This is a genomic window from Desulfomonile tiedjei (assembly GCA_016212925.1).
Classification (GTDB): Bacteria; Desulfobacterota; Desulfomonilia; order Desulfomonilales; family Desulfomonilaceae; genus JACRDF01.
This window is the reverse complement of record JACRDF010000006.1, coordinates 104,197-118,269: the sequence shown is the minus strand read 5'-3', so window position 1 is coordinate 118,269 and position 14,073 is coordinate 104,197. Positions and strand designations below refer to the sequence as shown.

At 53.9% G+C, this 14,073-nt stretch carries 8 protein-coding genes and 1 pseudogene; 5 read left to right on the top strand and 4 right to left on the bottom strand.

Translation table 11 applies throughout. The annotated features are described in order from the left end of the window. Positions 1-17 precede the first annotated feature (17 nt). Positions 18-998 (top strand): electron transfer flavoprotein subunit alpha/FixB family protein, encoded by a 981-nt coding sequence (locus HY913_03075; protein MBI4962235.1) that lies wholly within the window; start codon positions 18-20, stop codon positions 996-998. Here HY913_03075 and HY913_03070 read toward each other — a convergent pair. Next, positions 976-1,227, bottom strand: a complete 252-nt coding sequence (locus tag HY913_03070) for a hypothetical protein (protein ID MBI4962234.1) — start codon at positions 1,225-1,227, stop codon at positions 976-978. The genes HY913_03075 and HY913_03070 overlap by 23 nt on opposite strands. An 82-nt stretch (positions 1,228-1,309) precedes the next feature. Here HY913_03070 and HY913_03065 point away from each other — a divergent pair, with 82 nt between their 5' ends. Both HY913_03065 and HY913_03060 read left to right on the top strand, forming a co-directional pair. Next, entirely contained in the window at positions 1,310-2,668 is a 1,359-nt protein-coding gene (locus HY913_03065) for a hypothetical protein (GenBank protein ID MBI4962233.1), read from the top strand. Between the two features lie 303 nt (positions 2,669-2,971). After that, the gene (locus HY913_03060; GenBank protein MBI4962232.1) at positions 2,972-4,975 is read left to right on the top strand and encodes a tetratricopeptide repeat protein; all 2,004 of its coding nucleotides are present in this window, start codon (positions 2,972-2,974) and stop codon (positions 4,973-4,975) included. A gap of 32 nt (positions 4,976-5,007) precedes the next feature. Here HY913_03060 and HY913_03055 read toward each other — a convergent pair whose 3' ends face one another. The 3 genes from HY913_03055 to HY913_03045 form a co-directional block, all read right to left on the bottom strand. Beyond that, positions 5,008-6,786 carry a tetratricopeptide repeat protein gene (locus HY913_03055; GenBank protein MBI4962231.1) on the bottom strand — a complete coding sequence of 593 codons (1,779 nt, stop codon included), beginning with the start codon at positions 6,784-6,786 and terminating at the stop codon, positions 5,008-5,010. Positions 6,787-6,823: 37 nt separating this feature from the next. Continuing rightward, entirely contained in the window at positions 6,824-8,218 is a 1,395-nt protein-coding gene (locus HY913_03050; GenBank protein MBI4962230.1) for a hypothetical protein, read from the bottom strand. Between the two features lie 164 nt (positions 8,219-8,382). Continuing rightward, entirely contained in the window at positions 8,383-10,314 is a 1,932-nt protein-coding gene (locus tag HY913_03045; GenBank protein MBI4962229.1) for a tetratricopeptide repeat protein, read from the bottom strand. 848 nt (positions 10,315-11,162) lie between these two features. On the opposite strand from HY913_03045, the pseudogene HY913_03040 reads away from it, so the two are divergent. Both HY913_03040 and HY913_03035 read left to right on the top strand, forming a co-directional pair. Next, positions 11,163-11,261: pseudogene (locus HY913_03040) on the top strand (prepilin-type N-terminal cleavage/methylation domain-containing protein). A gap of 740 nt (positions 11,262-12,001) precedes the next feature. Beyond that, on the top strand, positions 12,002-14,026 hold the full coding sequence (locus HY913_03035) for a tetratricopeptide repeat protein (GenBank protein ID MBI4962228.1): 2,025 nt from the start codon (positions 12,002-12,004) through the stop codon (positions 14,024-14,026). Positions 14,027-14,073 lie beyond the last annotated feature (47 nt).

The following is a 14,073-nucleotide window of genomic DNA, read 5'->3' as shown; positions in this document are numbered from 1 at the left end:
GTAGAAGGGGTAACAACATGTCAAACGTGATGATATATGGGGAGATCAAAGCAGGAAAGATCAAGAAATCGGCTTTCGAGCTGGCCAGCCAGGGACGAAAGCTGGCGGACAGTATGGGCGGTGAGCTGGCCGCAGTGTTGATGGGTCCTCAAGGCGAGCAATTTGCCCCGGACCTGGCACGCTACGGCGTGGACACCGTGTATGTGCTGGAAGCTCCCGAGTTGGAGACCTACAATTCGGAGTTTTACGCCCAGGCCCTGGCCCATATGGTCGGCGAAAAAAAGCCCGAAATCCTTCTTATTAGTCATTCCATGCAGGGCAAGGATTTGGCCCCGCGTACCGCTGCCAAGCTCGGCGTGGGGCATATTGCCGACTGTATCGCTTTTGAACTGGATGGCACCACACTAGTGGGCAAACGCCCCATGTACGCGGGCAAGTGCTATGCGCAGTGGAGTTCGACGGTTTCGCCGCAACTAGCTTCCGCAAGGCCCAACGTGCTTGAAACCGCGGAGAATCCCAAGGCCGGAACGGTCGAAAAGGTCGCTTTCAGCCCGGACACAAGTCGTCCGACGTACAAGACCAAGGAACTCAGCCTCGACACCAGCGGCAAAGTGGACTTGACGGAAGCCGAGATAATAGTCTCAGGCGGCCGAGGAATGGGTGGGACGGACTACTCGCTGCTTGAAGAAATGGCTGGAATTTTCGGACCAACAGCGACGGTTGGGGCTTCAAGGGCCGCTGTGGACGCGGGATGGAGACCTCATTCCGATCAAGTGGGGCAAACCGGCAAGACAGTTACGCCCAACCTGTACGTCGCGTGCGGTATCTCCGGTTCCATACAGCATCTTGCGGGCATGGGCTCCTCCAAGGTCATCGTGGCCGTGAATAAGGACCCGGAAGCCCCCATTTTCACCAAAGCGGACTACGGGATCGTTGGGGACCTTTTCAAGGTGGTGCCTGAGTTCAACAAGGAACTCAAAACGCTTCTTGCAGAATAGCGATATTCGCGGAAAAGGGGAACGCGAGGGATTCCTTCTTTGCGCAATCCCTCGCGTTTTTTTGTTCATTGTTGGCCCCGTAGGTCGTGCCTGTGGTCTGCCTCAAATAGTGCGGATTATTTACAGGCGAAATCCACACCGAGGTGTTTCCTGAGGTAATAGTGGCAGGAGAGCCTTCCCGGAGTATCGTACGAGACAACGCGATTCCCATGTGGAGGCTGAGGAGCATTCGGAAGACCCTTTACCCACCTGAAAAACCCCAATATGGCAAGAACGCTGCATAATTCCAGTTCATGCCGGAACGGAATTCAATGAGGTTCCCTATTGCAACAAAAGAGTCGCCCCGGCAACATCGCCTGGTCGTGGGTGTGCTAGTCGGTTGCTGTGCAACACTGTTTCTACTTGGCCTCGAATCTTGGTTTAGGCCGTTGGCAATCAAGGGGATGTACTTTCAGGCATGGTCTTCAGAGCGGATGATGCAGACCGTCTCGATTGAAGATTTGCGGGATGAACCGCTGAGGTCCCTATGGAACCTTCACATAGACCCACCGGTTTTCGACGCAATCAGAGCAGGTTTGGTCGGGATTTGGAACACAAACGATTCCGGCGACCTGGTACGAAATGTCGACTTCACCTTGTACATCCTTTGGGCACTGGTGTATGGTATTGCGGGCTTTGTCATGTTCATCTGGCTTTCTGAGATATCGACTACATGGTTTGCGGCTGCAGCAACTTGTCTCTTCCTGGTCCACCCTGCTTGCATTCTTTATGCCACTTATCTTGAAACTACCTTCCTAACAGCGACCCTGATTCTGTGCTTTTATTATTTTCTTTGGCGCGCGAAAGAAGGCACAATACACTCGGCTGGCCCATTGGTACTATGTTTCCTGTTGCTGTTTCTCACCCGCTCCCTTTTTCAAGCGCCCTGGCTCATTCTCTTCACTCTGTCTCTGCTGCTGGTCAAACTCCCTCTTCGCTCTCTGGCGATATTCTTTATAGTGTCAGGGGTGGTGATCAGCCTTTACACGGCTAAACAAACTCATCAGTTCGGTTTGGCTAGCACCAGCTCATTCACTGGGCTTAGTCTCCTAAAATCAATAGGATATAACGTAAGTTATAGAGGATATGCCCAGCAATTCCCCACCGAGGAACCCGTGTTAGATAAACCCAGGGTGCTCACCAGAATCAAGAAGATCGAGGGATCGGTCAACTACAATAACGAGAATTACTTATCTATTAATAATGAGCTTACGCGTGAATATTTTGAAAGAGTTGCTTCTTCTTCCCCAGGCGAGCTTGCTGGAAACTATATCCAGAACCTGAGGATATACTTTAGACCGTCGAGCACATGCGAGAGCAACGTCATAGTCGAGCGGCTGCCGTGGCGACGTGCTTATGATCTTGTTTTTTCCGCTCCCGTTCTCCCTGTAGCCCTGGCTATTGCAGTGGGAATCTGGATGCTGGGCGCCAAAAGGAGCGATTACCGGGGCGGGGTTGGACTCTTTCTTCCAGCCTTTGTCATAGCTCTGTTGTCAGTACTCTGCGACAGGTGGGAGAACATGCGATTCAAGTTTTTCATTGAACCTGTTCTCTTTGTCTTTCTGGCCAGCCAGTGTTACGAAGGTTCCAGGAGATTGTCGCGTTACCTTCGCAGCTTTGGAGCGCAATGAACAGCGTGGACGCGCTTGTTCCGATGCGCGTTCTAACAAGTGACAATGGGGGAAGCTGGCCCCGGCAGGCCTCAGAAGCGTAGCCCGCCACTTCGCTGCGTGGCGTTCGCAGCGGGGAAGATAGGCCAGGGCCAGCATTGAACCAATTTCTGGATGTTACTCATATGAAGGCCAATTGGTATTATTGCATACATCCTGATTAACGTCATGACAGAAAGGCCAACCAGAGCCTTCTTGCCCACCTGAACGGCAAGAAGAATGATGTCCTACGGAGTTACGGAAGGCCACTTTATGAGAGCGCGAATGATAGGGCCTAGGCCATTCTTGATTATTCCGTCAGGTCTTCTATTTTTTCTTGTGGCCCTGGCAACTTACTATCCCGGCCTCGAAGCTCCCATGTATTATGATTCCGCGGTTCGACTGCAAGGGAATCAACACCTCTTTTGCCGCGGCCTTCTCGACGTGGTCGGAATATTTCCGCAACGGCCGCTGGCGATGCTGACTTTCTATTTGAATTACCTTGTAACCGGAATGGATCCTTTTTCCTTCCGACTGGCGAATGTGGCTTTGATCACTCTCACTTCGCTGGCGGTGACAATTCTGCTTCTCTTGATTCTTGACCTGGCCTCTTCTCCTTATGAAACCGCTTCACGGGACAAAAGGATAGTTGCTTTCCTCCTTGGCCTCGTTTTTCTCGTTCATCCGGTACAGACCTACATGGTGGTGTACATATGGCAGAGAATGGCTCTGCTTTCGTGCCTGTTCTATCTCTCCGCGTTTTTCGCCTACCTGGCGACGAGGACGGGACGAATCGGCAACCAAATCGCGGGATACTCGATCTTCGCGATTCTGGCCCTCTGCGCCATCGCGAGCAAAGAAAACGCCGTGACCCTGCCGCTGGTTTTGATCCTTGCAGAGGTCACATTACTTCGGTCAAATTTCCGGAGCCTGGTCAAACCGATTGCTATTTGCTCCGCTGCCATGCTGGTCGGCATTGGGGCCCTTTCTTTTCTGGAGCGGCCTCACGGTGCGGGCGAATCCTCGGGGTTCTTCCACACGGTTTCCAGGTATTACCTGGAAAGCGGCTTGACCCTGAAGGAAGTGGCCCTCTCGCAGTGCCGGGTCATGTTCTCGTACCTCGAGATGATCTTCTTGCCGCTTCCTGCCAACGTGAGGCTATGCGAGGCTCGTGAGATCTCGGGCTCTATCCTGCAGCCGCTCACGACCCTGCCCGCGGTTGTCGGCGTCGCGGCATATCTTGCCGCTGCCTTTTATCTGTTACGCCGACGGCCTGTGATCGCCTTTGGACTGCTCTTCTTCTTTGTGAACCTGTTGCCTGAGGCGTTTCTGGTGCCGCAATACCTTTTTTTCGGATACAGGCCATCGCTCTCGATGTTCGGTCTGTTGCTCGTGCTGGCGGATCTTTTGCTCTTGGTTTCAGGAAAGGTCGCGAACTCCCCGCGCTTGCGTTGGCTCCCGGCCGGACTGGCCTTGACGCTATGCGTCGGCATTATAGGCCTAAGCGCTGTCACTCGCTCCAAGGCGGAATTGTGGAATGACCCTATTGTCTTCTGGGGAGACGTCGTTGCAGGATTTCCTCATGACAGCAAGAACGTCGAGAAACACGTCAGACTCCAGGCATTGAATAACCTGGCCGCTGAACTCGACGGCAAAGGCAGACACGACGAAGCCATAGGTTTGCTGAAAAGGGCGCTGGAAATAAATCCGAGAGACCGACACTCCCTTGTTACCCTGGGAAGGGCCTACGCGGGTCTCGGAAATTCGGCCGAAGCCAAGGTTTACTACGAGCGAGCGCTGGAAGTAAATCCCGGTTTCGCTGAGGCTCTGGTGGGCCTTGGAGACGTCCTGATGACGGAAAACCATCGGGATTCCGCAACAAGCTATTTCGAAAAAGCGGTCGAGGCTGCCGGAGACAACCCTGCCCCAGCTGAAACCATCGGGGAAATACTGATGAAGTCCGGTGACCCTGCCAGGGCGGCGCGCTATTTTGGGCGCTCCGTTCAACTGGACCCTTGCTCGGCTCCGAAGCATTACGGGCTGGGAAAATCCCTTATGGCTGCGGGAGACACCTCCGCATCACTTATTCACCTTAAGAGGACGATTGAAATTGACCCCCGCCATTGGAAGGCGCATAACGACGTCGGGGTGTTACTGGCCCGAATGGGGTTGTTGGACGCCGCAGTGGCCCACTTCAAAGAAGCGGTCCGGATCAATCCTGAGGACGTTCCCTCGCGAAGGAATTTGGAGGCGGCGCTCCAGCAACGCGGACGCGAAAAGGCGCGGTGATTTTGAATCGCCGGGGAAACCAGGTTGGGTTACTAAGGCCCGGAGGTTTTCCCGCGGGGATTCCGAATTCCCAGCCTCTCTTCGATTTCCTTGGGAACGTTGTAGCCTTTTGATACGCGTTTTTCGTAATACTCACGGGCCTTGACCAGGTCATTTCTCTCCAGATAAACCATCATCAACAGATCAAAAGCGGGCTGGAAATCCGGGTTGAGCGCTAAAGCCTTTTGGGCCGACTGCTCCGCTTCATCATACCGGCCTAAAAGCGCCAAGATCTTCCCGCCGTTTACGTGCGCGGAAGGATTCATGGGTTCTCGGTCGACGTTCTCCTTGACCATTGCCAGTGCCTTTTCGGTCTCCCCTTTCTGCGCCAGAATCCATGCGATCTTTCTCCTATATCGGTTATCCTGGGGGGTTAAGGCCAGAGCCGCTTCGTAATTCGCCAAGGCCGCGTCCAGTTGGCCTTTTTCTTCCAGTGCTTTTCCAACCCCGAAGTAGGCCATATCAGGCACATAGTCCGCATTTTCAATAACATAGCGCCAAAGCGTTTCCGAGTTTTTCCAGACCGCGATCTGCTTCTGAGTCTGATACCCGTAGGCACAAGTGACCAGAAGCAGAAAGGCCGCCAGCCCCACCTTTGCCGGCAAGGGCTGTTTCAGTCTTCCGGCCGCTTCCCACATCCGCGCGGCTGCCAGGCCGATCAACAGCAGCAATCCCATGGTTGGCAGGTAGGTGTACCTGTCGGCCGCAGCGTGCCTATAGGCCATGAAGAAGCCCATGGCCGGTCCCAAGGTGATCAGATAGTAAAACCATATGGCTGCCCATAGACGGGTCTTTTTCACCGCTCGCCATAGACACAGGCCCGTTATGGCAGCCACGCCGCAGGCGGCCAGAACGAAACTGGGACCAAAGTAGTCAAGATTTCTATCCATTTCATAAATGGGTACGAGTTTGGAGGGGAAAACCGTCTGATATATGTAGAAGACGATAGAATGGAAAGCGTTCATGAGACGCATGTGGACCGGCACGTAAGACAGCGGGATAGCCGTCCCCCACTTTGCTGCCGCGTTCATAGCCATCGCTGCGGCGGCAAGGAGCAGAAACGGAGCCTTCTCTTTTAGGAGACTCCCAAAGGACGCCATCCTAAGCCTGTAAAGGGGAAAATAATCCAGAAGCAGGAGCACGAGCGGAAGTGTCACTGCCATCGGCTTTGAAAGCAGTGCAAGAGCGAAGAGCAAAACACCGAACAGGTAAAACCTCTTTCGTGCACCTGAGTCCCCTGCCAACGCATACTTCAGGTACAAAATCATGGACGAAAGATAAAACAGAGCGCATAGAACGTCCTTCCGTTCCGCTACCCACGTCACCGACTCCACTCGCAAAGGATGAACGCCAAACAACAACGCCGCAACCAGGGCCGCTATGAACCGGCTGGTCTCGGATAGGCTGGTGCGGGAGGGATTTCGCTGGACCCACGCGTCTTGCAGCAGCCCGCAGACGGTGAAAAACAACGCCACATTCAAGACGTGAATCAGTACGCTCACGAGGTGGTGTGGACCCGGGTTCGGTCCCCACAGGGCCAGATCCAGAGAATGGGAAAACCAGGTCAGAGGGTGCCACACCCCTTCAGAAAAGGTGGTCAGCATCCAGACCGCGGAACGCAGCGAAATCGAGGTTATGTGTGGGTTCCGAACCACAAACGAGTAATCGTCCCAATCAACAAAGTCATTACCCACGCTGGGTACGAATACCAGAAACACAAGGGCGCAGAGCACCATTACGGCATAGAGTTTCAAGGCACGGAATGAAATCATGATCTTTTCCCGCTATGGCATTCTCGCCCCGGCATGCCTAGAAAAAACGAAGAAGCGGTGACCTGTAAGCACAAAAAACCTCGTAGAACCTGACCGCATTGACGGTAACCGCAAAGCTGAAAAGAATTGATGTCACCACAATGATCGTCAGAGTAAGGTTCTTATGTGTGAATTCCTCTTGAACCCGCTCGATTCCGAATAGAGCTATCAGCATCATCATAGGTAAGAAATCATAATAGTATCTGGTGATTGCCGCCATACTCATGCAAAGAGGTAATAATTGCAGGGCAAAAACCACAACGAAGAGCTTGAGAGCGGATTGCCGCAAGCCTGCCGGGTTCGTTGCCCTCTTGAAAAGAGGGACGAAGCAAAACAGCAGAACGGGAAAAAAACAAAAAACCGATGCGCAGAGTTCGTTCACGTTGAGAAGAGCGTATGGCAAACCGGATACCGATTCCACCTTGAGGATGTAAAAAGGCAGTTTGACGTACGGAAAATGTGGATTGCCTTCCGGAATATAGAAAATATACGACCACAGGTTGTAGGGAATGTGATCATAGCGAAAAAACAAGCCCTGTCTAAGATAATCCGAGTAAAGGGATGTCGCGTATTTCATACCGAACTCGGTCAATGACCCGAACCGCGCGAAATTGTAGGCCAATAACAACCCCATCCCCGCGGCCATTGTCCCGAGCATTATAGTGAAAGGGGCCAAAGATCTGCTTGGGTTACCTTCTCCCCTTTCCCTCCAAATGCCTCTAAACAAAAATGCCACGAGAAAAAACACGGTCAGAACATAGGAAAAACGACTCCCCAGCGAGAGAGCTAGTGATAAACCTATAATCAATGCCTCGTTGATGCTGAGGGTGTAGGAATTCCGGGCTGCTTTTAGCACAAAATAAATGCCTAGCAGCAAGAAAAACGTTGCTGCACAAATCGCCTCGTGATGAATCGAGGGTACAGACACCATCCAAAGCGAAAATCCGTTAAGCGCGAACATAACGGCAAAGGCGACCTGAAGTGGTCCGAGAGGCCTTTGCGTGTGATCGTGATTCAGGCAAATTAGTATCAGCAGAAAAACAGCCCACGTTCCCGCGGCCAGCAAAGCCACCATGAAGCCTGTGGAAATCTCCCACCCAATGAGTAGGAAGGGCAAACGCAAGAGAGCCGGCACCGGTCCAAAATACAGGTACTTTTTGCTGGCAAAGAGGGAATAATCTTCGGGGGGGTTGTCAGCGAGATCCAGTCTTCCCTGGAGGAAGCTTTTGGCCAGCATATTGTAGTTCGGAAATACCGATAGCTCGGAGACCGAAAAAGTGCCCCCACTCATCCACCCGTAGTAGACCATTGACAACACAACGAAGCCGGCCAAAGCCCAAACCAGGGGATTAGCTCTTGTCGTAGCCGCAGCACTGCGATCCGAAGAAGTCAAGCTTCACACCTCAAACAGCCATGCTCTACACGCATCTAACCATCCCGGTCTTTGTCTTTTCGCTCCGGCAAGTTATCATCCACAAATGCGCCCACAGACCGCGGATTATAGCTCAATGAAATGACACACACAAACAGGCGCCCATCAATCACGTTGCGGAGTCCTCATTCCTTCCTTATGGTTCGGGCCTTTTCGAAATGCCGTTCGGCCATTTCTCTGTTGCCCGACATATCGTACGCCACGCCAAGATTATACTGTGCCTGATAGTAGCCGGGGTTGACTTCCACCGCCCGCGACAGGCTACGCACTGCTTCGGGCAGGTTGCCCACGCTTGCGTGCGCGACACCGAGATTGGTGAGCGCGTCCACCAGGTCCGGCTTCAATTCGATGGCTCTGGTGTACGCTGCAATAGCCTGATGGTGCATGCCCGCGCGGAGGAATGCGTTGCCGAGGTTGTGGTAAGCCCCTCCCAAGGTTCGTTTGACCCTTCCCGCCTTTTCGGCTTCGCGTTTGGCTGCCGCGCGGTTTCCAGTGGTCTGGAGTCCCTGGCTGCGGCCCTCATGCTCGGAAATATATTTTTCTTTCAAGGAAACTGTTTGAAGGAAATGGTCCGCTGCTTCCTGAGGCCTGCCCGCGTTGAGAAGCGCGTGACCGAGGTAGTTGTGGGCAGTCCAATCGTTCGGTTTGTGCTTGAGGTTGTACGTCCAGAGCGCGATCGAGTTTTCCCACACCTTTGCGTACGCGGCGGTCTGAACTGCGCAAACTATCAGGTAGATCAGAGCCGTCGCGGTAACCAAGTATTTTATCGCTGGTCCGAAGGAGATCCGCGCTCCTTGTATGGAAGCAGCGACAACACCCGCCAGTCCCACCATGGGAAGGTACAAAAAATGATCGGCCACACAGGAGTGGCGCAAATACGCGAATTTGACTACTCCGATTACAGGCAAGAGAGGAATGACAAAGTTGACGAGACACCACAGAGGAAACGGTCCGATCGAGCCCCTAAACCGCCACGCGAGAACCAGTCCCCCCGCCAGCATGCCTAGAGGCAGCCACCAGACAGGCGAGGCTGCATCCACGTCCCACTGAGGATAGATCGGCTCCAAACCCACCGGAAACAAGACCTTCGCGATATAGAACCAGACCGCTGCGGCAGAAACGATTATCCGATCCACCGCCCCCAAATCGGGAACGCGTTCGTCCAGGCCGGTACTCTCGCTCACGACGGCCAGAAGGGCCAGCGCAATGGCCGAGAAAAAGAACGGCAGGAGCGGCCTTACGTGAACGGCACAGCCTGCAATTGCTTGACGCAGGTCCCAGCCTGTAATTACCGCGCTAGGTTCGCCCGACTGCCTCTCTCCAGCGTCGCTGTCACGCAACTGATTTTCCGTGCCCTCGGTACGTCGTGATGGCAGGGCAGCCAGAAGCGAGCTGCAAAAAAGGGCTGCCGGCAACACGATTGTGGTGGGTTTGGCCAGTAGAGCCAGGAGAAAGAGGGCGAGAGCACACGCGTAAGTAACGTAGCCGCTCCTGTCGGTATATCGCAAATAGGCCAAGTACGCAGAAAGGTACAAGGCTGTCGCGAGCACTCCTTTTCTCTGAGCAAACCACAGAACGGATGAAACCTGAATGGGGTGAATGAGGAAAATAGCAGCTCCCAGCAGCGCCACGCCGTCTGTTCCACCGACTCTCCTCAGCAAGGCAAAGACCAGTACCCCATTCAAACAGTGGAAAAGCACATTGATGAACAAGGTTGCCCATGGGGAAGGCGTTGATGAACCAATCAGAGCTTTGTCCAGCATTAAGCTGATGGATGATAGCGGAGCATAGTATCCCGCCACCACTGCTCCCTTCAAGTCCGTAAGCAGAGACCAGGCAGTCTTTCCGTAGTCCGTAGTGAAGAGTATTTGTCGGTAGGGCACCAGGTCCCAGTCCACAAAATCCGTCCCGAGGTTGGGAAGGTACAGGGCCATCGTTATCGCCACCGCAGCCGCAACTCCCAAAAGCAGCTTCCCGTCGCGCGGTTGGTTGGTCTCCGACCCGGAGGGGCATGGCTGCTCGCTAGAGGTGGAAAGAGCCTGCTGGGAAGGATTCACCTGGGGCCTCCGTCGATTGCCTTATACTAAGTGGTCCGATTCATCAAATATACCATACCAATGCGCGTCCGTAGCGTTATAGGGATTTTGGGTAGCGGGTCCGTTTGAAATCTCGGATTCGAAGGACACAGCCCCACAGTCATTCCGGCGATCCCCAAGTTTACCCCGGTGAAAACCGGGGCCGGAATCCAGGAAAAACACACTGGACCCCGTTTTTCAACGGGGTGACGAAATGAGTTGTTTTCGCTAGAGATGGAAAAACTCAAACTGGCCCAATGCCCGACTTTGAAAGAGGAAGGGTCTACTGGCTTACGGAGATGAACATGACTTGTGCCGATGTCCTGGGACTGTGCGCCAGGGTTTTCAGCCTGCCGGTTTTTTTGAATGCGAATAATGGCAGGCTGGAAAGCCTGGCCCACAACAACATCTCTCTGCCGTTAGTATTTGGCTGGTGACGGCTCGGTTGGAGACAACGTTCCACTGAGAAGAAATGTTCCGACTTTGTTGTCCTCGGGGTGGCGTACAGGAGTAGGACAAGACTCGTCACGGGTTGTCAATTTAGTTGACGGCTGGTTGCTTTGATAAATTGGCCAGTTACGTGGGTTGCCGGAGTGCCATGCCCTTTTTTGTCATGGGCGTACCATTGTCGTCAAGGTACCGCATCCGCCTATACCTCTTATTTTCAATATCTTACGGGATCCAGCAATTGGCACGATCATTGCTCTATTCACTCCCACGAAGCCGAAAATGCATTTCACAAGTAAAATCGGCTTCCAGTATGCAGTCAAGGATCAAGAAGCATCGAACGAAATCCCTAACAGGAAAGGAGGAATTTCATGCTAAGCAAGATGCGAAATGTCAAAGGGTTCACCCTCATTGAATTGATGGTCGTCGTTGCGATCATCGGTATCATCCTGGCCATAGCTATCCCGTACTACATCTCGTACAAGCGGTCTGCGTGCGACAAGGCCGCCGCGGGCGACCTCGTGCAGCTCGCCGCTGCTCTTCAGAGGCTCGAGAGTGACCGAGAAGTGGTCAACAGCACCGACACCGGCATCGCCAACGCGACTCAGCTCGGCTACATGGTCGGCCCGTACTATGGTTGGGGCGGCAGCACAAGAAAGTGCGACGTGCGTGTCCAGCTCGTAGGTGAGGAAGCGCAGGCGTGCGCGGTGAACGGGAGCCATCCCGCCGGCTCTGACAGCCGATACATGTTCAGGATAAACCTGGCAGGCGGAACCGATCTTCCCGTCACACACACCACCGTTTGCACTACCGGAGTGGTGTATGGTGCGCCGACCGCAACGTGTTATACTGAGAGTATATACACCGCCGGCGGCGTCCTCAGAACCCCCGCAGGGACCGACTGCTCGCTCATCGTGGGTGGGAGCTGAGATAGTCTGACCGAGAAGATGTGGGCCGCATAGCTGCGGCCCAGATCGAAGATTCACATGGATGATCGAACGGGCGGAAAGCAGGGATAGCTCTTTCCGCCCGCCTTTTGTACTCTAATCCCCAGCGAGGTGCAGAGATCCGTTCCGCCCCTACCCATCGGAATTCCTATCATTATTCAAAGCCTTCAAATAGTGATGTCCGGCTTGCCCTAATACTTCTGATTCTCATCGCTGCCTCGATTTACATCCCTGTTGTAAACCATGAGTTCTCCGGGTGGGACGACGGCAAGTATATGGCCGCCATCTGGAAGCCTAGTTGGGAGCGGGCGTGGAAGATCGTCACCGACTTCGACCTGGAGTTCACGCGCGAGGTTTACTACGATCCTCTGCATTTCCTGAGCCTGATGTCCGACCAGGTCCTGGTGCGTTCCCTTGAACCTAACGCGGGGATCGCCAAGGTGATGAACGTTGTTTACCACGTCATCAATTCCGTCCTGGTTTTTGCGTTTCTGCTTATGACCGGGACCGGCAGAAGGGCCGCGTTTATTGGGGCTTTGGTCTTTGCCGCACATCCCATTCAGGTTGGAACGGTCGCCTGGATAGCGGAGAGAAAAAACGTACTTTCAACTCTTTTCTATCTGTCCTCAATGATTCTTTTCCTCAAGTACCTTTCCCGTGGGTCTTCAAAATACTTGGCAGCCGGTCAGCTGAATGATGTAGGGGCGAGGCATGCCTCGCCCACGGGCGATCCCGCCGACCCGCGGGATGTCGCCCCTACGAGGGATGCGTCTCGTATTCAATCACTGGATCCTGGCACCAGCGCCGGATGGCACTATTTATTTTTTGTAGCCATTCTTTTTGTTCTCGGCCTGCTGTCCAAGCCCTCCACGGTAACCTTGCCGGCCGCACTGCTGTGCCTCGTGTTCGTATGCTACCGGGAGATGTTGAAAGACCGCGGTGTCGTCTATGTGTTGACTGCGCTGTTTCTTCTGGCTCTGGCGTGGGGCGGCTATGTGCTATCCACTGAGCGGACCTACTCTTCGATACTCCCGCCGTTGCAGTATCGCCCTTTGGTGACGGCCGGGGCGATTTGGTTTTACTTGGGAAAGTTTTTGGCGCCTCTGCAGTTGGCGCCGCTGTATCCGCGGTGGGATGTTGTTGAGAATCCCGGTTGGTTCGCGCTTGGGCTGGTAGCACTAATGGCTCTGGGTTCCGTGCTGGTCTATTTCAGAAAAGGTCTGGACAAGTGGATCGTCTGGGGAATGCTTTTCTTCCTGATCAACCTTGCCATGGTTTCAGGGCTTATTCCTTTCGGTTACATGAGCAATTCATTTGTCGCGGACCACTTCTTATATCTTCCCATGGTCGGGCTGGCACTGATCGTGGCGCGCTGTATTCACCTTTTTGGCCGAGATTTTGGGTTCGAGACTTTGCCGGGAAAGATTGCGATAGTGGGTCTTTACTTGTGGGTTGCTGTCCTTGGACTCTTGTCCGTAAAGCAGACCATGCTCTGGCGCGATCCGGCGTCCGTATGGGAAGCAACGCTGGAGATCAACAAGACCTCCGTAGCCGCGTACAACAACTATGGGCTGCTGTGCATAGAGCGAGGCGATTTCAAGAAGGCCATTAACATGTTCCGGAAGGCCGCGGAGCTTGCGCCCGACTTCGACAAACCTTACCACAATATGGGATGGGCCTACCGGCTGATGGGTGACGACGAGAGCGCCAAGAAAATGTATGAAAAGGCCATTGAATTAGATCCTAACGCCGAGTTGCCGCGCCGCATGCTGGGCCAGATCCTGGACCGGCACGGCCGGTACGACGAAGCCATCGAGACTTTCAAGGGAGCGTTGAAAGCAAACCCGAAGTCAGGGTCCGTTTACAATGACATGGGATTGTCGTACTACCGATCGGGCCGGGAGGAAGACGCATTGAGGGCGTTTGACAAAGCCATTGAAGTCACTCCTTTTTACCCTGATCCGTACGTGCACAAGGCCACCGCTCTGCTCTCCAGGGGGAACGCGGATGGAGCCATCCCGCTTCTGCAGCAAGCTATCAAACTGGCATCGAGCGCCCAGGCCCACAACGTCCTTGGCGCCGCGTACGCTCATAAACGCGACTATGCCCGAGCATTGGATCAGTTTGTTACAGCGTACCGACTTCGAGCGGACTTTCCCGGAATTAGGGACAATGTGGCAAACGCGATGATGGACTTGAACAACTATGCCGCAGCGGCCCGCTTTTGTTCGGAATCCGCGGCGAAAGGTCTGCCGTGTTCAGCAGGGACGGTCAGCAGAATATCGGAGAGGACCCCCTGAATTGCAGCGGGGCTACTCTTGACGGCTATTTTGAGGGTGAAGGGATT